The organism is Thiocapsa sp. C2-2m (assembly GCF_041903745.1).
GTDB classification, from domain to species: Bacteria; Pseudomonadota; Gammaproteobacteria; order Chromatiales; family Chromatiaceae; genus Thiocapsa; species Thiocapsa roseilacustris.
The window spans coordinates 151,050-169,660 of record NZ_JBBWVD010000010.1 but is presented as its reverse complement, the minus strand read 5'-3'; the positions used below and the strand labels follow the sequence as shown (position 1 = coordinate 169,660).

Here is an 18,611-nt window from a genome sequence, read left to right as displayed (position 1 = left end):
TCGGTCGTCTTGAGCCCGAGTCCAGTCCGACCGAAGGCATAACCGACCGCGCTGTTGGCGAACACCACCGCGCCGATGCCGCCGGTGGGCTCGCGATACTGCTCCTCCCAAGTCGCCCCCCGTCTCGCGTCGCCCAAATCACCGACATGCGATCGTCGAAGCCATCGAGATCACTGTCGTTGCCGGCGGCCCAACCATGGAGCGGGTCGGCGAATGCCCCTGTGCGCTCTACAAACCGATGCCGTTTCACGATAACGATCATCATTGAAGGAAGCCACTCATGCACCGCAGCCTGGTTCTCGTCCTCCGCTGCTGTCTGAGCCTGCCCGGGCTCGGCTCGGCGGAGCCGCACCCGCGCATCGGGCTCGTGCTGAGCGGGGGCGGTGCGCGTGGGGCCGCCCATGTGGGTGTCCTCAAGGTCCTCGAGGAGTTGCGCGTGCCGATCAGCGCGGTGGCGGGCACCAGCATGGGTGCCCTGGTCGGCGGTGTCTATGCGAGCGGACTCGGCCCTGCCGAGATGGAGGCCCGCTTGGGCGCGCTGGACTGGGACGACCTGTTGCTCGACGAGCCGCCGCGCGAGGGCTGGCCGATCCGGCGCAAGGAGCGCGACCTGGAGACCCCGTTGAACATGAGCCTGGGTGTCGGCAAGGGCGGCCTGCATCTGCCGGGCGGGGCGCTGGCCGGGCAGAAGGTGGATGTATTCTTCACCGAGTTGGCGGGGAGTGCGGCGGATGTACCGCGTTTCGACGATCTGCCGATCCCGTTCCGTGCGGTGGCGACCAACCTGGAGAACGGCGCCATGCAGGTTCTCGACAGGGGTCCGCTGCCGCGGGCGATGCGCGCCAGCATGTCGGTGCCGGGGGTGTTCTCGCCGGTGGAGATCGACGGCAAGCTCCTCGTGGACGGTGGTCTGGTGCGCAACATGCCGGTGGACGTCGCTCGGCAGATGGGCGTGGACGTCGTCATCGCGGTCGACCTGGGGACCTCCTACCTGCCGCGGGAACGCCTCGAATCGGTGGTCGGGGTGATGGTGCAGATGCTGCAGATCTTTGTCGCCCAGAACCTGGATCACTCTCGGGATGAGCTGCGGCCGGGAACGGATGTCCTGATCAAGGTCGACTTGGGCGACGTCGGCTCACTTGACTTCAAGCGCTCCGCGGAGGCGATCCAGGCGGGCGAGCGTGCGGCCCGCGCGATGGCCGAACCCCTCGAGCGCCTGAGCCTGAGCCCGGCGGAGTATGCCGCCTGGCGGGCCTGGCTGCGCCGTCCGTCGGGCGAGGAGACGGCGATTGCGGGGGTCGAGGTGCGCGGTCTGCACTGGGTCGATCCGGCCCTGTTCGCTCCGCTCGCGTCCCGTCAGGAGGGCGGGCCGCTCGATCGCGAGCAGCTTCGCAAGGATCTGCAGACGGTCTATGCCCGCGGGGACTTCCTCAACATCGATTATCGACGGGAACCGCTCGACCACGGCAGCCTGTTGGTGATCGATGCGCGCGAGAAGCCCTGGGGTCCCGGATACCTCAACCTGGGTCTGGGCGTCGCGTCCGATTTCCGCGGCGACGTGCGCTTCGGGTTGCGCGCGGATTATCGGCGGACCTGGATGAACGCCTTGGGGGCCGAGTGGCTGACCAGCCTGCAGTTCGGCGACGCACTGGGTCTGGCCACCGAGCTCTATCAGCCCCTCGGTATCGACCGTCGGCTGTTCGTCGCCGCCGACATGGGTTTCGGTACCGACCCCTTCAGCGTGTTTCGTCAGGGCAGCCGAATCGCGCGCTACGAGACCCAGACCCTCACGGCCGGGGTGGACCTCGGGGCGACCCTGCTCGACGGCACCGCGGAGCTGCGCATCGGCGCCGCCTACGTCGACTCCAGCCTGGACCGCGACACCGGCGAGCCCGGAACCCTTCCGGAAGGGGGCGATATGCGCAGCGGTCCCCGCTTGCGGTTCGTCCTCGACACCCTCGACAGCGCCTGGCTGCCGCACCGCGGCCAGCGGTTGCTGGTCGACCTGCGCGCCACGACACCTTGGCCAGGTTTGTCGAGCTGATGGACAGCCATCTGCCGCAGTGGCGGCAGTCGCGGGACTCACTGAATCGTCTGCCATTGGGTCATGAAGAGTGGGGCTGCTGAGAGATCCCGACTCGGAAGCTGCTGCGACGGCAGTTGGCGATGCCGCAGGTCGACTATGCCGCGACGCTCCGCACGGTCGCAGCCTTGGTGAAAGATGCTGAACGGGCGTTGGGTACGCATGCCAGCGTGGGCGTCGGTGCTCCGGGCTCGGGGTCGCGCCTCATCGGTGTGCGTGGTGTGGTCCGGCTGCGGGGTGTAACCTGACGGCGGATCGACGGCGGCTTCACGAGGACAACCTAATGCACATTGCTCTTTTCGGCGCGACCGGGGGAACCGGGCGCCAGGTTCTGGATCAGGCCCTTGCGCAGGGATACGCCGTCTCGGCGTTGGTGCGCGATCCCTCGAAGCTCGTAGAGCGGACAGGATTGACCTTGGTCATCGGGGATGTCCAGGATCAGGCCGCGACAACCCGCTGCATCCAAGGTGCCGATGCCGTGATCTGCGTCCTGGGCTCGCACGGGAGCCGTGAGCCGATCGAGGCGCTCGGCACGCGGGTGATCTTGGAGGCGATGCACGAAACCGGCGTGCGTCGGCTCGTTGCCGTGACCTCGCTGGGGGTCGGAGACAGTCGCGAGCAGATCAGCTGGGCGTTCCGCGTCATCATGGACCTGACACTGAAACCCATCATGATGGCCAAAGAAGAGCAGGAACGGCTCATCAAGGCGAGCGGGATCGACTGGACCATCGTGCGTCCCGGCGGATTGACCGACGGCCCACGCACCGGCGCTTATCGCTTCGGGCGCGACCGCTCGATCAAAGGCGGTCGTATCAGCCGTGCCGATGTGGCGGATTTCGTGTTGCGGCAGTTGACCGACCCGACCTTCATTCACCAGACCCCGGCGGTGAGTTGATCAGCCGCGAGGTGACCGTCACCGAGGAACTATGAACATCGAATACAGCCCGATTGGCACCATCCACTCACCGTTCGCGGAGCCCACGGACATGCCGATTCAGCCGACCGGTGCGCTCGGCGTCTCGGGGACGATCGAGGTGCTCGATGCCTTCCGAGAGGGTCTGAAAGATCTCGACGGCTTCTCGCACCTGATCCTGCTCTACCACTTCCACCACAGCCGCGGATTCAATCTCCAACCGGTGCCATTTCTCGATCGAGAGCCGCGCGGGCTGTTCGCGACCCGCGCGCCGAAACGCCCAAACGCGATCGGATTGTCGGTCGTGCAACTGGACAAGATCGAGGGCGGCCTACTGTCCATCACGAACGTGGATATTCTCGACGGGACCCCGCTGCTGGACATCAAGCCCTATGTCCCGGCGTTCGACACGCCGAAAGACGTGCGCACCGGCTGGTTCGAGAAAGCCGCCTCGGCGGTCTCCAGCCATCGATCGGATGATCGGTTTCAGTAGGGTCAGAGGGCCTGGCTCCTCCTCCCGCACGCACTATACTCGGGGTGTCTACCGATGCGCGGGAGAACAGCCATGAGCACTCCGGGAGCGAACGACGGTCGGCTGGTCGGGAGGATCAGGTACTACTGGGACTCGCCGGCCGCTCACGCTCGCGGTGCTACTGTTGGCCTTGGTGTTCGGCATCTGGAACGACAACCACGCGGTGCGCGTCGGCGAGGGCCTGGACAGCACACCCCAGCGTCCCACGCCTGTCGAGCAGCTCGTCGCGGCCTGGCAACAGGAGCGAGCCGGGAGTGCCGTTGCGCCTGAATCGGTGGTTCTGGTCGCCACCTCGGGCGGCGGCACCAGCGCGGCCTATTGGACCGCGTCTACGCTGGCCTATCTCGAGCAGACATTCGCCGCGCCCTTCACGGAACGGCTCTTTGCGGTCAGCGGCGTCTCCGGCGGCAGCCTCGGTGCGGCGACCTATGTCGCTCTGAAGAGGGCGGGCTGCAAACGGGACGGGCCAATGCCCTGCTCGATCAGGTGCGCGAGACGGTCGGCCACGATTTTCTGTCGCCGGTCGTTGCCGGGATGCTCTTCCCGGACCTAGTGCAGCGTTTTCTCGAGCGCTCCTGGGAGACGGCCTTCGACGAAGAGGCGAGGGCGCTCTTCAAGGGTCCGTTCCAGGGCCTGTATGCCGGGTCCGAGGCGGCAGCTCTGCCGAGCCTGCTGCTGAATACGACCATCGTCGAGACCGGCCAACGCGGTGTCTTCTCGAACCTGCGCGTCGACGGACTTCCACAGGTGATCGATTTGCTGGAGCCTCGCTACGGTCTCGGCGAGATTCGCACCAGTGCCGCCGCGGGCGCCAGCGCCCGCTTTACCTACGTCAGCCCCGCCGGCACCGTCCGGATCGAGAACGGCGACAGGCTGCGGCTGGTCGACGGCGGCTACTTCGAGAGCTCGGGCGCCGCAACGATGGCCGATCTCATCACCCTGTTGGTGAACAACGGTGCCGCTCTGAAGCCGATTCTGATCATCATCGACAACGATACGACCGCACCGAATCTCTGCCGACGCCGCGACCATCGCGGCAGTGGCAAGCCGATACGTGGAGCGGCCCCTCGGCTGGTTGCTGTCGCAAGAGGTAAGAGAGGGCATGGACAACACCCTGCGCTGCCCATGAGGATGCACGTGTTTCGCCGTGCCTCAGAGGAGCTTCACCAGTGCGGCGATGGCGGCCACTTGGGCGAACATCAGCGGCACCAGCCATTTGAGCAGATCCAGCTTAACGTGTGCGATCTCTTTCTGCAGCCGCAGCTCGGTCGCATGCAGGTCGGCACGGATCTGCTCGATGTCGGCCTTAAGCTCGGCACGGAGATGCTCGATGTCGATCTTCAGCTCGGCACGGACCTGCTCGATCTCCCCCTGAAGGCGCAGCTCGGTCGCCCGCAGATCCGTGCGGACCTGCTCGATCTCCGCCTGCAGCCGAAGCTCGGTGGCGCGCAGCTCGGCTCTGACCTGCTCGATGTCTTTCTGCAGCCGCAGCTCCGACTCGCGAACATGACCTTGGGTGGCTAGATCAGGCAGGTGCGGGTAGCGTTCTTCCAGTCGCTCGAACGCCTCGGCGATAACGCGCGCACGGGTACGGTCGTCGGGTGCCGTAGTGAGGGCTTCGTAGAGTGCAACGCTTGAGCTCATGGCGCGACGATACAGCGATATGTGGACGGCTGCAAGATTCTGCTCGGGAAGGTCGTTTGGTCGGTCTCTCGCCTCGGATCAGCCTGCGCCTCCTGTCCTGAGGTGAACGCGAGTGGGGTCACTCCCGGCATCATGGACTGCTCGTGCCGCCGCCCCACCCCCCCACAAGCTACCAGGGTATCGGCTCTCCATGTCGGAAAAAGCCTCCGCTCGGCCCGTCATCCGGGAGCGTCGCCGCCCAGACGATGCCCTCCGCTCCTTCCTCCACCGACAATGGCGCCCTTTCACCGCCCAGATTCGTGCGGACCCAGCCCGGACAGACCGCGTTGACCTTGATTCCCGTTTCGCGCAACTCGTCGGCGAAGATCCGAGTGAGTGCATTGAGCGACACCTTGGAGAGCCGATAGCCCGGGCAGCAGCCGTTCATCTCGTCGAGCTGGCCCATGCCGGATGAGACATTGACCACGCGACCTCGACCATTCATCAAGGGGATCAACACCTGACAGAGTCGCAGCGGCGCGAGGGCGTTGGTCTCCATGCCGCGGCGCACCGTCTCCAGGTCCGCCCGAAAGACGCTGGCCTCCTCTGTTCCGGGCTTGGGGTCGGGGACGATTCCGGCGTTGTTGACCAGGGCGTCCAGCCGGCCGATCCCGCGAACGGTCTCGGCCAGGGCCTGAATCGACGCCTCGTCGGTCACGTCCAGAGGCTGGAAACGGACATCGTGACCGGCATCCGCCAGGGCCTGAGCGGCGGCTCGGCCTTCCGGCTCACGCCGGGCGGTCAGGATGACGGTGTAGCCCAAGGCCGCCAGTCGACGGCTGGTCTCCAGTCCCAGGCCGCGATTGGCGCCGGTCACAACAGCGACGGGTTGATCGGACATTGCGTGCTCCTCCGGAGACGGGCGAGACGCCGGTTGGCAGCCGAGATTGGCTGGGGTTGCTGCCGAGCTTCGACCCATCAGCGACCCGGTTTGTTCAGGTGCAAGACCCGCATGCCGTCGGTGCCGTCGCGATCATATCCGATCGTCGGCCCTCGCCGCGGCACCCAGGCGCCGAATCACCGAGCGCATGTTCGGCCGACCCCGGAGCTGCGAAGGCGCCGCATCCGACATGATCGGAGACGACATTCGCAGCGACATCGCGGGCGCGCAGACCGGCGGAACTAAGACCTTGTTGTTGCGCACCGGCAAGCTCCGGTCCGCGGATCTCGGAACGGACCGGCTCTCGGTCTCGTCGTACGCAGCCTGCGATAGGCCGTTGCCGAGGAGCGCCTCTATTGCCGGGCGCAGCCCTTTGCGTTAGCTTCGTACGCAGCACCTCCGTCATTGAGCCTGCTCAGATTTGCCCGCGCGTTTTCGACCGGCATCGCCGCCAGGACGAGAATGGAAGTCGTCGACAGCATTATTCGGGGATCGAAGATGATTGAACTGCCGCTTGAATCCCTGTCGCTGGAGGAAAAGCTCCACGCCATGGAATCCCTTTGGGACGACCTTTGCAGACACGCCGACGATGTTGAATCGCCATCCTGGCATCAGGAGATCCTGGCGCAGCGTGAATCCGCGGTTACGCAAGGAATCGACCAGTTCACAGACTGGGAGAGCGCCAAGCGCGCCATCCGGAAACAGGCCCCTTGAAGGTTCGGATTCTCTCTGCTGCAACCCGCGATCTCCTGCAAGGGCATGCCTTTTACGAGAAGCAGAGGGAGGGTTTGGGAAACTACTTTCTCGATTCCCTATTCTCGGACATCGATTCGCTCACCATCAGTGCGGGCATCCATGCGACCTATTTCGGCCGGTATCGGCGCCTACTGTCCAAGCGCTTTCCGTTCGCTGTCTACTACCGCGTGGAACAGGACAACGCCATGGTCTACGCCGTGCTGGATTGCCGCAGAAACCCAGCTTGGATTCGCAAGCGGCTGGGCTAATCGCCCGCATTTTCGATCCGTCCCACCTCGGCGCGCGGTTGCAGAAACTCTACCGCCTTTCCCGGTGCGATGAACGGTTAACTTCATGCGTATCCTTCTTCCCGAAACCCTAGTCCACATCGGAACGGCGGTGGCAGAAACCTCAGGTGTTGGGTTCGCCCTCGTCAACCGCGCGAAGCCTGACGTCGAGGTTGAGTGCTAGGCATCCTTCTGTTTCAGAAGTGCTTCTAGGTGTTCAACCTCGGCGAGGGCGGCTTTCTTCACCCGGGATTCGATCTCCTTGGCTTGGATTGCGGCTTCCTTCGTCTTTGCGTTCCGCTTCCTTAGCCTGTCGCTCCGCTTCCTCGGCAGCCGCGCCTCGTCGAGCTCGCGTTGGATCCCGCGCTGCTGACGCAGGAGCTCTTGACGCGCTTGATCCTGGATCCGGCAGTTGAACGCTTCGTGCCACGTGTAAGCGCTTGATCAGGAGTGACATTAAGGCTCCATTCGCCTTCACCCAGTCGGTGATCTGTCGGACGAGCGCGATCGTCAAGGCCGTCAAGACCTTGCATGAATCACGAAGCGATCAACTGCCGGATCTAGGTTTGCAGATCGGCCCAGCCGTCGAGAAAGCGCGAGGCGAGATCGGCGAAGACCAGCAACTAAATCTCGATCTGGAAGAGTCGCCGCGCCGCGTCGCGGGCCTTGACGTCGACAATGGTCAGCTTGTCGGAAAAGGTCTCGCGCTCGTTGTAGGGATTGATAATCTCGACCTCGGTGATCGGAGCGGGTAGATCGTCGACCAGCATGGCGTTGAGAAAGTGGATCAAGAGCGCGCGGTTGTCCTCCGAACCGAGCAGGGCCTTGAAGACGCAGTCGACTTTGGGATTGATCGGGTGGCGCATGGGGCGAGTGTACCGGGCCGAACCGACATTGATAGAACCTGTCCGCCGCGGGTCGCCGTCCAACCCCGGGATCGTCGACTTGCAGTCGACTCCCCGGCCGTCAGGCCGGCGCCCCCCGCCGCCGACCACGCGGCGAACGCGACCGGCCAAACGCACTGCGCATACCGCACCCCACGATCCAACCAGCCATTCCAGATCGCACCAATTCACTGCGTCGGCCGGCAAAGTTTGGCACAATGCCCAACGACCCAAACCGAGCAGGCGCCTGTTCAAGAGCGGATGGAGCTGCGATGGACCCAACAACGACACCCCTGCGGCCACCCGATCCCGGCCTGTCCCCGAATCGTGCGTCACACGACGGCAGCGAAGGCGCGGACGGCGGGTTCAGCGCGTCCTGCCGCATCGGCGCCCAGGTCATGATGGCTTTACCGGAATGCATCCCGGATTCACGGTGCCGGACCTAACGCACATCCCCCTCAAGCTCACCTACCGCACCGGTCGCGACGACCTGGTGCATGACTTTTTCGTACCCTGTCTCGAAACCGCTGTGCTGTACCGCCGTGCGGCGGGCTACTTCACCAGCGCCGGGCTCGCCTTCGCGGCCCGCGGAGTCGCGAGTCTGGCAGTTCGGCGCGGACGCATGCGCCTGGTCGTCTCCCCGCACCTGGAGCCCGACGACTGCGCTGCCCTGGAGCGCGCCCAAGAAAACCCAGCCGCCGTTCTGCGCTCCATAGCGGCCCGCAGCCTGGCGGAGATCGAAGACGCTCTGATCAAGGACCGGCTCAACGCTTTGGCCTGGCTCGCCGCCGCCGGATTGCTGGAGATCAAGCTTGCCATGCGGGTCAACCACCAAGGCGGTTATGCCCGAGGGCTCTTCCACGCCAAGACTGGCGTCTTCTCCGACGACAGCGGTAACCGCGAGCAATCCCCGCCAGACATCTTATCGGTAGACAGGGTTAGGCGCGCGCTGTCGTCGTTGCGGTTCCGTCCAGCCTCTTGGCGTGTCGTAACCCGACGGTCGGCGGCACATCCACGAAACTCTCCCGACATTGCAGACCACCGTGTTGTCATCGGAGATAATCGGCCCACCGTTGGTGCCCCAACGGTGATCCAACCATTGATTCCGCACTAGCATTCGTACCCGGACAAGGATTCACCAATGGCGAAGTTTCTCAACACCAGTGCGACGAACTACTTTCTGGAAGAGTTGATCAAGGCCGCCCGGGAGCGCCTGATCATCATTAGCCCGTTCCTCAAATTCAACGACCGTATCCGTGAGTTACTGGCCGATAAAGACCGCATGAAAATCGATGTGCGCATCGTCTATGGCAAGAGCGAGTTGGCGCCCCACGAGATCAATTGGCTCCGATCTTTGGCGTTCGTTCGCACAAGCTTCTGCCAGAATCTTCACGCCAAATGCTACCTGAACGAGCAGTCCGCCATCATCACGTCGATGAACCTCTACGATTTCAGTCAGGTTAACAACAATGAGATGGGCGTCTTCGTGGACCGCGACGAAGAGTCCGATCTCTACCGGGAAACCTACGAAGAGGCTCAGCGCCTGATCCGAGTCAGCGACGAGGTTCGACTCTCTGCCGAAAAAGTGGAACAGTCCAAAGACGAGATTCATGAGCCGGCAGCCGAGTCCGCGGATGACGGCACGTTTGAGAAATTGACCACCTCTCGGCTTGCCAAGGTACTTGGGCTTCGAACAGTAGAACTGAATGACAAACTGCTTACCGCGGGTCTACTGGAACGCGATGGAGACAATTTCAAGCTGACCGCGAAAGGTAAAGATGCGGGCGGAGAGTTTCGGTTTTCCAAGAAGTTCGGGCCGTATTTCTTATGGCCGACTGGCCTTCGCCTTGGGTAGTTTCTCCAAGGTTTTTCCTACTCTTGAAGATTCGCTGTCACGTCTTGTGACTTCAAAACGGCTCTTAGCCGAGCCAAGGTTCGCATGTTTTCATCGATGTCGTAATCAGGATAATCAGAGTTACTCGCCTTGAGGATGTAGCTGCCATCGGTTCGCTTCTGCACCACGCGGAGCAGGTACTGGTCGTCGCCGCCGACGTCTTGGCGCTCGATGACCACGATGCTTCCGGTTATCGCACCGGCCTTCGCTGGGGTGATCAACTCCAGCAGTAGATGGTCCCCGTCCTTTATCGGTTGCTTCCCGCCATCCATGGAGTTGCCAATCGCGCGGGCGACGAAGTGCCGCGCGGGATCCAGCCGTCCGTAGCCCGGCCGCACGACACAGGTTTCGTTCGCGTCCGTCCGGCCACTCCGAAAATGACCACAGGCGATACGCAGGTCAGGAAAGTAGGGAATCTCATCACCTTCGATGGTCTCCGCTGCGGGTTTGCGGAACGGGATGATCTCGGCGGACCGCACAATCGGCGTGTCCCGGGTCGGCTGCTCGGGCGTTGCGAGCCGCGGTTCATAGGCGGCCAAGCGATAGTCGACCAGTTCTTGGAGCATGTCCTGGAATGTAGCCTGCTCTTCGGCCGTCACATCGAAGGTTGCCTGAAACCGGCCGTCCTTGATTTCGAACCATCGCTTGGCGTCCGGGCTCCGGTTGCCGCCGGTTAAGGCGTTGATGGGGTTGCCTTTCCAATAGGTGAGCCATTTGCCTGGCGAGACTGCATCCAGGTCGCGCAAATCTTCTCGGATGTCGGCGATGAATCGGCGACGCCGCCTGAAGACGTCGAGTGCCTTATCCGCGAGGTTTTCAACACGGGGAGGCGTGCGAAAGCCGTCGATCTCCAGCATCGATTCCAACAAGACGGCTTTGAAGGATCGAACCATGGTTGTGGTCTCGATGGTCCCCAGAAATTCCCCGTGTCGCTTCAGACAGTCTGTCTCGCTTGGCGTCAGGTCTTCTTGGGCTTGCACGAGCGCCCACCACTGGCCATGGAGGCGACGCAGCGCCTGCATGCTTGATCCACTGCGATGAAATTCCGCCAGCGTTGGTCGACGGCCCAGCGATTCCTTGAGCGCCTGATAGTCGGTTTCCGGTCCCTTCCCCTGAAGCTCGATCAGGAAATTGATGATCGATAGGTCGTAGTTGGCATAGCACCCGGTCGGAAGTTTGAGTTGACCGTCACGAACTGCGCGTCCGAATGCGGCCAGATCACGATACCGGGAACCGACGTCGAAGAGGGCCTGCGGCTTATTGAGAAACCCTTGATGGTTGCCGATGAAGTCGAGCACAACGAGCCGTTCTTTTCGAGCGTGTAGGCGCAGACCGCGGCCGAGTTGTTGGAGGAAAAGCACCTTGGATTCGGTGGGCCGGAGCATCATGACGGTGTCGATGGCGGGCAGGTCCACGCCCTCGTTGAAAAGATCGACAGAGAAGATGACTTGCAGCTCCCCTCGCTCCAACTGCTCCAAGGCGGCGCTGCGGTCCAGCTTCGATCCCTGGTAGACGCCGGCCGCGCGAATGCCCTCGCGGGCGAAGCGATCGGCCATGAAGTCGGCATGGGCGATGGAGACGCAGAAGGCCAAGGTGCGCTGTTGCGCCTTGTCCCGCCAGTGTCGCAGGGCATGTCGGGCGCGGCCGAGGGTGGCGAGCTTGTTCGACAGGGAGGTCGGATCGAAGCGGCCGTTGCGCCAGGGGATCTCCCGGTAGTCCACCGTCTCGTCATAGATCCCGAAGTAGTGGAAGGGGCACAGCAAGCCCATCTCGACGCCGTCGAACAGGTGACGGCTGTAGACGAGGTTGTCGTCGCAAAGGCTGAGGATGTCGGACTGGTCGGTTCGCTCCGGCGTTGCGGTCAGGCCGAGCAGGAAACGGGGCCGGAAGTGCTGCAGCAATCGTCGATAGCTAGGCGCGGCAGCGTGGTGGAATTCGTCGACGACGACATAATCGAAATGCCCGGCGTCGAATAGACTCAGGTGCGACTGCTGCCCCAAGGTCTGGATCGAGGCGAATAGCAAATCGACGCCCTCGTCCTTACGTGTCCCGGTGTAGCGTCCGACACGGGCGCGGGGCCGGACGCGCTGAAAGCTCGACTCGGCTTGGAGCAGGATCTCTTCTCGGTGGGCGACGAAGAGGACTCTCTCGGCCTGCAACTGATCACTGTCGAAGGCGGCGAGAAACGTTTTCCCCAGTCCGGTGGCCATGACGACCAGTCCGCGACGGTAACCGGCTTCCCGTGTTGCCGCCAGGGCGGCCAGGGCCTCTTGTTGGACCTCGGTCGGCGAGGGCGCAGGGTCATCGGAATCCTCGCTGCCGGGTGCGATCGGCAACCGCTGGACCTTGCGGCGTTCCTCATAGGCTTCGATCCAGTCATGGTCGAGCTGACGGACAGCCGGGTGATCAAGCAGGATCCGATACTGTTCGCGGATCTCGCGGAAGCGGCTGCTCGCAGGATCGGCGGGATTGGTCGCGTGGTCGACCCGATAATTCCATTCAAGCCCGTCGGTGAGTGCGGTTCGGCTGATGTTGCTGGAGCCGACGAAGGCCGCCCCCCAAACCTCGCTGCCATCGGCGTCATGCACGCAGATGTAAGCCTTGAGATGAAAGCTCTGATCCGCTGCCTCGAAGATCCGCACGTCGGCGCCGCGCTCCACCAACAACATGAGCCGGCGCAAAGCTTGGGGGTCGGTGACATCCAGATAGTCGCTGGTCAGGATCCTCAGGCGCGCGCCCCGGATCTCGACCGCATCGGCCAGCGCATTGAACAGCAGGCCCAATCCGCTGGATTTGATGAAGGCGACCGCGAGGTCGATCTGATTTGCTCGCCGAATCGCGGCAAGCAGGTGCGGAAGAAACGGATCCTGCCAACCGCCCGTGGTTAGGTGGCGGATCACGCTGGCTCCCTGGTCTGCAACAGCGTATTGAGCCAGCGCTCCGACTCGCGTCCCGGCCTGACGTCACCGGTGACCCAAGTGTCGACTTCGATCAACTCCGGAGTCTGTTTCAAAAGGTCCACCAACCCCGTCTCGTCGAGATCGGTAAAGTGCCGTCCGTTGCGGATCTGCTCGCCCTCGCCGTACTTGAACGATGCGTAGAGAAAACCGCCCGGCTTCAAGGCGTGGGTCAGCCGTTGCATGACTGCCGGTAGTTCGGCGCCGGACACGTGAAGCAGACTAGCGCAGGCCCAGATGCCGTCGAAGTGGCGAGACCAATCGATCTCCTGGAAGCGCATCACGGCCACCGGCATCTCCAGGTACGCCTCGGCCAGCGCGGCAATCGCGGGGGAGGCATCGAAGGCCGTCACCGTGAACCCGCGCTCGAGGAAGGCCCGCGTATCTCGACCGGAGCCACATCCGGCATCGAGGATATGCGCGCCCGAACGCAGACGCGGCAGGAAACGTTCGTACAGTGTGCTCATGTCGACCAATTGCGTCTCGCGAACGAAGACCTCGGCCTGTTGGGTGTAATAAGCGGTGGTTTGGTCTTCCGTGCCGAATATCGAAGGATGCATGAACGAAGGGGCAAGCGGCATCAGGTGGGGTGGGTTGATGATAATCCACAAAACGGCGGGGTTCCTCGATTCCAGTGGCAGTCCGTTTGGGTTGTTCCTCTGATTGATGCGGCCTGACGATGCTTAATACCGGGATCCCACAAACACGCTCTTGCGATGCCAAGCCAACCTCTTGGGATCGGGCTGCAGACCTCGGGTGCCGGGAAGGTAGAGTCTTTCGCCGTGGTGCTCGACGAGATTTCGGCCGATTGGCGACGCTTCTTCGAAGTGACCATGCGCGACCCTCACCAAGTAATTGCCCGCGTGAAAATCGACCGTCCAAAGTCCGCGGTCAAACATCCAGTGTGCATCGGGCGTGAGCGCGAGACCGTTCCTCGGGTCGTCGTCTCCGCTTTCGGCGTGTTGGTGGATGTGTGCCGCCTCGACCAAGTATTCCTTCGTGGTATTGAGCCGGTAGCCGGTCAGCGCACAGGTGAACTGGTAACCCGTCAGAACCGAGATTCGGAACTTCGAGTCTCTGCCCTTGGCCAGGCTTTTCTTATATTCGGCGGCGTCTTGCTTGATGGCGGCGATTGCCTCAGTGGTCGGCTCCGGAATGCCGAGTTGCTGGCAGAGTGCGATCTGCTCGCCCGGCTCGAAGTAGGCGGCGACCAGTTGGGCACGGGCGGCCCGGCGGAAGGCTGGATCCTGAAGGGCTTCCCAAAAGGATTCATCCATATGGCAGAGGCGGGTTGTCTCCCTCGCTCTTGACGGCTGGCGCTCGTCGGTAAAACGCTCCCAAATCCGGTCCCGGTGTCCGCCGAGTGCGTGGAAGGGCAAACGCATGTCGGGTCGGTTGAGCTGGCGGTGGTAGACGACATCCCAGTAGCAACCGAAACGAAAAAACAGCTCGGGCGAGTATGGGATCCACCGGCTTGCGATGTTGCCGACTTCGATCATGTCCATGATCGTGAGGAGCAGCAAGGGTTTATGCGGAGCAACCCCGCGTCGCTCGGTCCGGGCGACGTTGAGGTTGGCGAGTCGGTTAAGCCAGGTTTTGCGGTTGTCCATAGTGCCCGTCTTCAAGTTGTTCGCTGCGCTCGCTCCCCGTCGTTAAGTCCATGAGTGACGAGGGTTTGTCGGTAGGGATCCTGCTTTGATTTCGGCGCGCCGTTCCTGGGGGCGGGTGTTGCACCCGTTTCCGATGAAACGCAGCCTGATCTTCTGGTGGATCGGTTTATCAGCCCTCAGCGGCAAGTCGGCATACCTTGAGCAAGTGCAGGTAGACCCCGTCCTCGATTTCGCTGCCTGTTCGGATCTTACCGTCGGCGACGAGGGTTCCTTGCCATGCCGGGCTGTCGCGTCGCCAATCGACGCCGGCGAGCCGGGCGATCAGCTTCGGTTGCTGTGCGGGCGGCTCGGCCAGGACTCGTGCGCCGAGGCGTCCCAGTGCGCGGAGCACGCCGGCGTTGGCCAGGACGGTCTTTTCTCGTACCTCGCCCCCGCCGATCCGGCGAGTCGTAAAACCTTGCCAATCCGGGAGCGTGTCCGCGAGCAATTGCCAATAGCCAGCCAGTTGCTCGGCGGTTATCGGGGCCGCGCTCTCTCTTCGCGCTTCTACGAACGGGCGGCAGGCTCGTGCATAGGTCTTGACCGTAAAGAGTCTTCGCGAGCGCGGGGCGATGGTCGTCTGTTTGAGGTCGACAGCCTTCGTGAGAAAGGGCGAGAGGGTAACGCTATCCCGGGCAATCTGCTCGCGATGCGCCTTGCGCTCCAGCCGGCGTGCCTTTCCGGTGTTTGCCGATCCCGCGCACTTGGTCAACGCGCGTCGGCGCTTCCCGACATCTTCAAGCTCCCGGATCGGGCTGATCAGGATTGCGGCGCTGAGATCGGCGAGCTGATCGTCCGATACGCCAGCCTGTGTGATGGCGGCGAGGCGGTGGAGCCCATCCAAGATCTCGATCCTGGCGGCCGGATCGAGCCGGAGCACTCCCATGTTCGGAGCCGATTCGGTTGGCAGAAACTCCAGTCTTCCGAGAACGCCGAGCAAGATGGGTTGGTTGAACAATCGCTCCGGCTCGGTTTCACAGCGCTCGGCGAGATCACCTACGAGGCGTGCGTCGATGGGCTCCGACGGACGTCGTGACATGCGTGAGAGTGATTCGGCGCTCAAACGGATCAGCATCCCGACCGGCCAGATCGCTGCGTATTGGGGCCGGCCGGCCTGCGTGCCCCGGATCGCCGAGAATTCGATAAATGTGGTGAGCTGCTCCGCCGATTGGGTCGGCGTTGATTGCCGAGACGTCGGTCGCTTACGGACCTTGGACACTGCAGCCGAGTCATTATCGATCCGGTTTCGCACGATTACAGCCCGTCCCTCTTCGGCGCGGTGGGCGTATCGGACGAGGCCGGATCCGGTGTCGCTGCGGCGGCTACCGACCTCCGCTGATCCGGACCCGATTCCGCTCGTTCTGCTGTCAGGCCCTTTCGCTTCGTACCAAGCCGCTGGACGCGATCTATCGCGTCGTCGGGGTCATCATAGAAGCTGCGCCGAATCAGCTGTTCGATGCGCTTGTTGAGACCGGCGCGCCGAGCACTGTTGCGCTGCTGACGTGTGAGACTCAAAAGGTCGCGCGTCATCTCGTAATGCAGGCGGTCGTCGCCGCACAGAGCGCGCAGGTCGTCCATCTCTTTTGCGCCGATCATGAGGTTATCGTCCAGGGGACGGCCCGGGTAGGGCTCGCCGGTGGCCTCGTGATAGAGCGAGGGCAGGGTGTCTTCGAGCTCATGCTTCTCGATGACCCAGATGCGGCGAATCTCTTGGAGATCCTCCAGGCCGATCAGCTCGATGTCGCGGACGGACCCCGGACCCCGCCGGCGAATATGGGTCTGAGCCGCGAGCAGCTTCTTCAGCCAGGCGCCGCGCGCCTCTTGGGTGTAAGGGCCGGGGATGATCCGGCCGTCTTTCATGAGTTGGACGGCGCCGCTCATGCGGCGGAAGTCGCGCAGGTGCCGGTCGGTTTGGCTTCGACCCTTCGCATCTTTCGGTCCATTGCGAAAATCGAGCGCATTGCGCAGGTCCAAGAGCGGCATCATCCAGTCTTTTTCGTCGTCGTTGCGGATCATCGCGGCCATGGATCTGTCTTGCTCGACCAGCGTGCAGACCCAACAGCCGAAGCGGGAATCCCCGCAGCTCGGGGTGGAATTGTCGACGACCAGCGGGCACTCGCCGTCGGCCGAGGCGCCAGCATACATGCCGAGCAGGTCTCGGTTGTCATGGCCCCACGGGTTCTGGGTCTGCATCAGGTAGAACCAGACGTCGTCGTTGCTCCAGTCCTCGATCGGCGAATAAATCAAAGACCCCGGAAGGGACGCATTGGGGCTGAGGCGGTCACGCTCGCGCCCCTTCTCGTGCTTGCGCATGGTGGCGGCGCGGCGGGCGCTTTCGGCCTTGCGGACGCCGAGCGCGATGATGGTCGAGCCGTTGGCCGAGACGACGCTCTGGATGAAGTCGTTCGATGGCGCGATCTTGAGCCGTTCTGTACACCAGCGGAATTTGTGCCGTGGTGCCGGATAGCCCCGGCCGATCAGGTTGACCCAGAAGCGATCCTGCAGCTTCGGCGTCAGCATGCGGGCTTGGAGCGGCATACCTTGGTCATCGGCGGCAGCGCGCATGCGGTTGACGGAGTTGCCGACCCAGGCCGAGACGATGGGGTTCTCGACCAACGTGTCGGTGGAGATGACATGGACGGTCTTATGGCGACGCTCGGCCGGTAGCTCGGCGATCGCGGTCCAGATGAGCTGAAGGGTCGCGGTCGAGTCCTTGCCGCCGGAATAGCCAACGATCCAAGGGATCTGGTCCGCGGTATAGAGGGCGCGAATTTCATCTTTGAGTTGAGTGATGGTCGCGCGGAACCCGAGGGCGTCGAAGGCCGAGCGTCTGGATTTGGCGCCCGCGGCGGGCTGGATCCGGTCCCCGGGGATGTCGGTCCGGGTCGGTTGTTCAGGCGCGCTCATGTCGTCTCGAAGCTCAGATTCGTCGACCTCACCTGTTGTCATTACGGCATACCGCCGACCGGCTCGCGAGCAGCCCGGTAAGTGTTCTCGACGTTCTGCTCCTCGGCGTCCAGCGGTAACCCCAAGACCTGCTTGATCACGTTCGTGGTCAATACAAGGTTGATAGTCCCCCTGACGACCTTGCCGCCGATGAGCGCACGCCCGTCCCAGAGCCGTGTGTTGCTGCGTGACCAATCGATCCGACTCAATGCGACGAGACGGTCTCGCCAGTCGTCGGGATGCCTTTGCAACAAGGCGTTACCGGCCCGTCCCAAGGCTTGCAGGGCGATCCCGTGGGCGTGGACGAAATCCTCTCGGACCTCGCCTGCGGCCAAGGTGTCTTCCTTCACCTGGATCCATGTCGGCATCTCCCGCGCGATTGCCTCCCAAAACTCGCGTGCCAAGGCGGCATCGTCCGCGAGGTTGCCTGTGGTGATGCCGTTCACCAAGTCCGCACAGGCGTTGTAGAAGGCGGATAGCGTGAAGAGCTTCCACGAGCGTTTGGAGAGCGAAGTCTTCTGCATGTCCACGAGATTCCGGAAGATCTCTGACTCCATCACGACCAGTTTGGCAAGGCGCGCCTTGTCGTCGCGATGCTCGTAAAGCAGATCCAATGAGCGGCTTGGGCGGATGGCGTGGCGGTTTAGATCGGAAAACACTTGCCGGCAGCGCTCTAGCCCAGTGTCTCGGAAGAACATCACGGCGATGGTTTCCTGAGCCAGCTCGGGCCGCTGTTTGAGCGCCTCGATGATGGCTGCGCGGCGGTGATGGCCGTCGTTCATCACGAAGCGTGCATCCATAGGGAGGCGGAGGACGCCGAGCCTGCTTTCACCGGGGAGAGGATCGAAGCTCAACTCGGAATCGATTGAGACCGTGATTGCCGAAAAGACGTAGTCGTCGGGGTTGTCGAGGATGTATTCCGAGATCTCCGGGATTCGCGCGGGATTCAGAGCACGTCGGGAACGCAGCTCGGGCGGCAGATCGTCTTCGTGAAAGACGGAGATACGGCGCAGCATGTGGAGCGTCCACATGGCGACGTAGTACTCGCGGCCCGCTTCGAGACCGCGAATCACCGGGAACGTGAGGGTGGGCGATGTATCCATGGTCGGCTCGACAGGTTGATGAGCGAGGTTAACCGCAAGGCCGCGGCTTGTGCGGCAGAGTATGT

General features: G+C 63.0%; 20 protein-coding genes. 9 read left to right on the top strand and 11 right to left on the bottom strand.

From position 1 onward, the window contains the following. Positions 1-280: 280 nt before the first annotated feature. Positions 281-2,044, top strand: a complete 1,764-nt coding sequence (locus tag AADX97_RS09935; protein ID WP_374232491.1) for a patatin-like phospholipase family protein — start codon at positions 281-283, stop codon at positions 2,042-2,044. Between the two features lie 38 nt (positions 2,045-2,082). Here AADX97_RS09935 and AADX97_RS09930 read toward each other — a convergent pair whose 3' ends face one another. After that, positions 2,083-2,247 carry a hypothetical protein gene (locus AADX97_RS09930; RefSeq protein WP_374232493.1) on the bottom strand — a complete coding sequence of 55 codons (165 nt, stop codon included), beginning with the start codon at positions 2,245-2,247 and terminating at the stop codon, positions 2,083-2,085. Positions 2,248-2,366: 119 nt separating this feature from the next. Here AADX97_RS09930 and AADX97_RS09925 point away from each other — a divergent pair, with 119 nt between their 5' ends. From AADX97_RS09925 to AADX97_RS09915, 3 genes are all read left to right on the top strand, one after another. Beyond that, positions 2,367-2,978 carry an NAD(P)-dependent oxidoreductase gene (locus AADX97_RS09925; protein WP_374232494.1) on the top strand — a complete coding sequence of 204 codons (612 nt, stop codon included), beginning with the start codon at positions 2,367-2,369 and terminating at the stop codon, positions 2,976-2,978. 31 nt (positions 2,979-3,009) lie between these two features. Beyond that, entirely contained in the window at positions 3,010-3,489 is a 480-nt protein-coding gene (gene tsaA, locus AADX97_RS09920; protein WP_374232495.1) for a tRNA (N6-threonylcarbamoyladenosine(37)-N6)-methyltransferase TrmO, read from the top strand. A 163-nt stretch (positions 3,490-3,652) separates the two neighbouring features. Beyond that, positions 3,653-4,081, top strand: a complete 429-nt coding sequence (locus AADX97_RS09915; protein ID WP_374232496.1) for a hypothetical protein — start codon at positions 3,653-3,655, stop codon at positions 4,079-4,081. Here AADX97_RS09915 and AADX97_RS09910 read toward each other — a convergent pair. The 3 genes from AADX97_RS09910 to AADX97_RS09900 all read right to left on the bottom strand — a co-directional run bounded on the left by AADX97_RS09910 (position 4,078) and on the right by AADX97_RS09900 (position 6,052). Continuing rightward, positions 4,078-4,560: a hypothetical protein gene (locus AADX97_RS09910; protein ID WP_374232498.1), complete on the bottom strand. Its 483-nt coding sequence runs from the start codon at positions 4,558-4,560 to the stop codon at positions 4,078-4,080. The genes AADX97_RS09915 and AADX97_RS09910 overlap by 4 nt on opposite strands. Before the next feature lie 120 nt (positions 4,561-4,680). After that, positions 4,681-5,172, bottom strand: a complete 492-nt coding sequence (locus AADX97_RS09905) for a DUF1640 domain-containing protein (RefSeq protein ID WP_374232499.1) — start codon at positions 5,170-5,172, stop codon at positions 4,681-4,683. Positions 5,173-5,341: 169 nt separating this feature from the next. Beyond that, complete coding sequence (locus AADX97_RS09900; RefSeq protein ID WP_374232501.1) at positions 5,342-6,052, bottom strand: SDR family oxidoreductase; 711 nt, start codon at positions 6,050-6,052, stop codon at positions 5,342-5,344. Between the two features lie 187 nt (positions 6,053-6,239). Between AADX97_RS09900 and AADX97_RS09895 the strand changes: the two genes are divergently transcribed. Genes AADX97_RS09895 through AADX97_RS09885 form a run of 3 tightly spaced genes read left to right on the top strand, consistent with a single transcriptional unit; the run spans position 6,240 to position 7,095 of the window. Then, the gene (locus AADX97_RS09895; RefSeq protein WP_374232503.1) at positions 6,240-6,473 is read left to right on the top strand and encodes an HAD hydrolase-like protein; all 234 of its coding nucleotides are present in this window, start codon (positions 6,240-6,242) and stop codon (positions 6,471-6,473) included. 23 nt (positions 6,474-6,496) lie between these two features. Further along, positions 6,497-6,805 carry an addiction module protein gene (locus tag AADX97_RS09890; RefSeq protein ID WP_374232504.1) on the top strand — a complete coding sequence of 103 codons (309 nt, stop codon included), beginning with the start codon at positions 6,497-6,499 and terminating at the stop codon, positions 6,803-6,805. Continuing rightward, the gene (locus AADX97_RS09885; protein WP_374232506.1) at positions 6,802-7,095 is read left to right on the top strand and encodes a type II toxin-antitoxin system RelE/ParE family toxin; all 294 of its coding nucleotides are present in this window, start codon (positions 6,802-6,804) and stop codon (positions 7,093-7,095) included. The genes AADX97_RS09890 and AADX97_RS09885 overlap by 4 nt, the downstream gene beginning before the upstream one ends. 641 nt (positions 7,096-7,736) lie before the next feature. Here AADX97_RS09885 and AADX97_RS09880 read toward each other — a convergent pair. Next, positions 7,737-7,979, bottom strand: a complete 243-nt coding sequence (locus AADX97_RS09880; protein WP_374232508.1) for a PD-(D/E)XK nuclease family transposase — start codon at positions 7,977-7,979, stop codon at positions 7,737-7,739. A gap of 451 nt (positions 7,980-8,430) precedes the next feature. Here AADX97_RS09880 and AADX97_RS09875 point away from each other — a divergent pair, with 451 nt between their 5' ends. Continuing rightward, a complete protein-coding gene (locus tag AADX97_RS09875) occupies positions 8,431-9,111 on the top strand; it encodes a hypothetical protein (protein ID WP_374232510.1) in 681 nt (226 codons plus the stop codon). Between the two features lie 27 nt (positions 9,112-9,138). Next, a complete protein-coding gene (locus AADX97_RS09870) occupies positions 9,139-9,852 on the top strand; it encodes a phospholipase D-like domain-containing protein (protein ID WP_374232511.1) in 714 nt (237 codons plus the stop codon). Positions 9,853-9,869: 17 nt separating this feature from the next. Here the strand turns inward: AADX97_RS09870 and AADX97_RS09865 are convergent, their stop codons facing one another. From AADX97_RS09865 to dndB, 6 genes are all read right to left on the bottom strand, one after another. Beyond that, a complete protein-coding gene (locus AADX97_RS09865; protein ID WP_374232512.1) occupies positions 9,870-12,791 on the bottom strand; it encodes a DEAD/DEAH box helicase family protein in 2,922 nt (973 codons plus the stop codon). Next, positions 12,788-13,408: a class I SAM-dependent methyltransferase gene (locus AADX97_RS09860; RefSeq protein ID WP_374232514.1), complete on the bottom strand. Its 621-nt coding sequence runs from the start codon at positions 13,406-13,408 to the stop codon at positions 12,788-12,790. The genes AADX97_RS09865 and AADX97_RS09860 overlap by 4 nt, the downstream gene beginning before the upstream one ends. A 123-nt stretch (positions 13,409-13,531) precedes the next feature. After that, on the bottom strand, positions 13,532-14,458 hold the full coding sequence (locus tag AADX97_RS09855; protein ID WP_374232515.1) for an HNH endonuclease: 927 nt from the start codon (positions 14,456-14,458) through the stop codon (positions 13,532-13,534). 169 nt (positions 14,459-14,627) lie between these two features. Next, complete coding sequence (locus tag AADX97_RS09850; protein WP_374238582.1) at positions 14,628-15,716, bottom strand: DNA sulfur modification protein DndB; 1,089 nt, start codon at positions 15,714-15,716, stop codon at positions 14,628-14,630. 35 nt (positions 15,717-15,751) lie between these two features. After that, positions 15,752-17,404: a DNA phosphorothioation system sulfurtransferase DndC gene (gene dndC / locus AADX97_RS09845; protein WP_374232518.1), complete on the bottom strand. Its 1,653-nt coding sequence runs from the start codon at positions 17,402-17,404 to the stop codon at positions 15,752-15,754. A 41-nt stretch (positions 17,405-17,445) separates the two neighbouring features. Beyond that, positions 17,446-18,546 carry a DNA sulfur modification protein DndB gene (gene dndB / locus AADX97_RS09840; RefSeq protein WP_374232519.1) on the bottom strand — a complete coding sequence of 367 codons (1,101 nt, stop codon included), beginning with the start codon at positions 18,544-18,546 and terminating at the stop codon, positions 17,446-17,448. Between the last annotated feature and the right edge of the window lie 65 nt (positions 18,547-18,611).

Bases quoted from the DNA above. Each gene is read 5' to 3' on its own strand.
- AADX97_RS09860 (WP_374232514.1), bottom strand. From the start codon at position 13,408: ATGCATCCTTCGATATTCGGCACGGAAGACCAAACCACCGCTTATTAC.
- tsaA (WP_374232495.1), top strand. From the start codon at position 3,010: ATGAACATCGAATACAGCCCGATTGGCACCATCCACTCACCGTTCGCG.
- AADX97_RS09870 (WP_374232511.1), top strand. From the start codon at position 9,139: ATGGCGAAGTTTCTCAACACCAGTGCGACGAACTACTTTCTGGAAGAG.
- AADX97_RS09935 (WP_374232491.1), top strand. From the start codon at position 281: ATGCACCGCAGCCTGGTTCTCGTCCTCCGCTGCTGTCTGAGCCTGCCC.
- AADX97_RS09930 (WP_374232493.1), bottom strand. From the start codon at position 2,247: ATGCGTACCCAACGCCCGTTCAGCATCTTTCACCAAGGCTGCGACCGT.
- AADX97_RS09855 (WP_374232515.1), bottom strand. From the start codon at position 14,458: ATGGACAACCGCAAAACCTGGCTTAACCGACTCGCCAACCTCAACGTC.
- AADX97_RS09900 (WP_374232501.1), bottom strand. From the start codon at position 6,052: ATGTCCGATCAACCCGTCGCTGTTGTGACCGGCGCCAATCGCGGCCTG.
- dndB (WP_374232519.1), bottom strand. From the start codon at position 18,546: ATGGATACATCGCCCACCCTCACGTTCCCGGTGATTCGCGGTCTCGAA.
- AADX97_RS09905 (WP_374232499.1), bottom strand. From the start codon at position 5,172: ATGAGCTCAAGCGTTGCACTCTACGAAGCCCTCACTACGGCACCCGAC.
- dndC (WP_374232518.1), bottom strand. From the start codon at position 17,404: ATGAGCGCGCCTGAACAACCGACCCGGACCGACATCCCCGGGGACCGG.
- AADX97_RS09880 (WP_374232508.1), bottom strand. From the start codon at position 7,979: ATGCGCCACCCGATCAATCCCAAAGTCGACTGCGTCTTCAAGGCCCTG.
- AADX97_RS09895 (WP_374232503.1), top strand. From the start codon at position 6,240: ATGTTCGGCCGACCCCGGAGCTGCGAAGGCGCCGCATCCGACATGATC.
- AADX97_RS09910 (WP_374232498.1), bottom strand. From the start codon at position 4,560: ATGGTCGCGGCGTCGGCAGAGATTCGGTGCGGTCGTATCGTTGTCGAT.
- AADX97_RS09925 (WP_374232494.1), top strand. From the start codon at position 2,367: ATGCACATTGCTCTTTTCGGCGCGACCGGGGGAACCGGGCGCCAGGTT.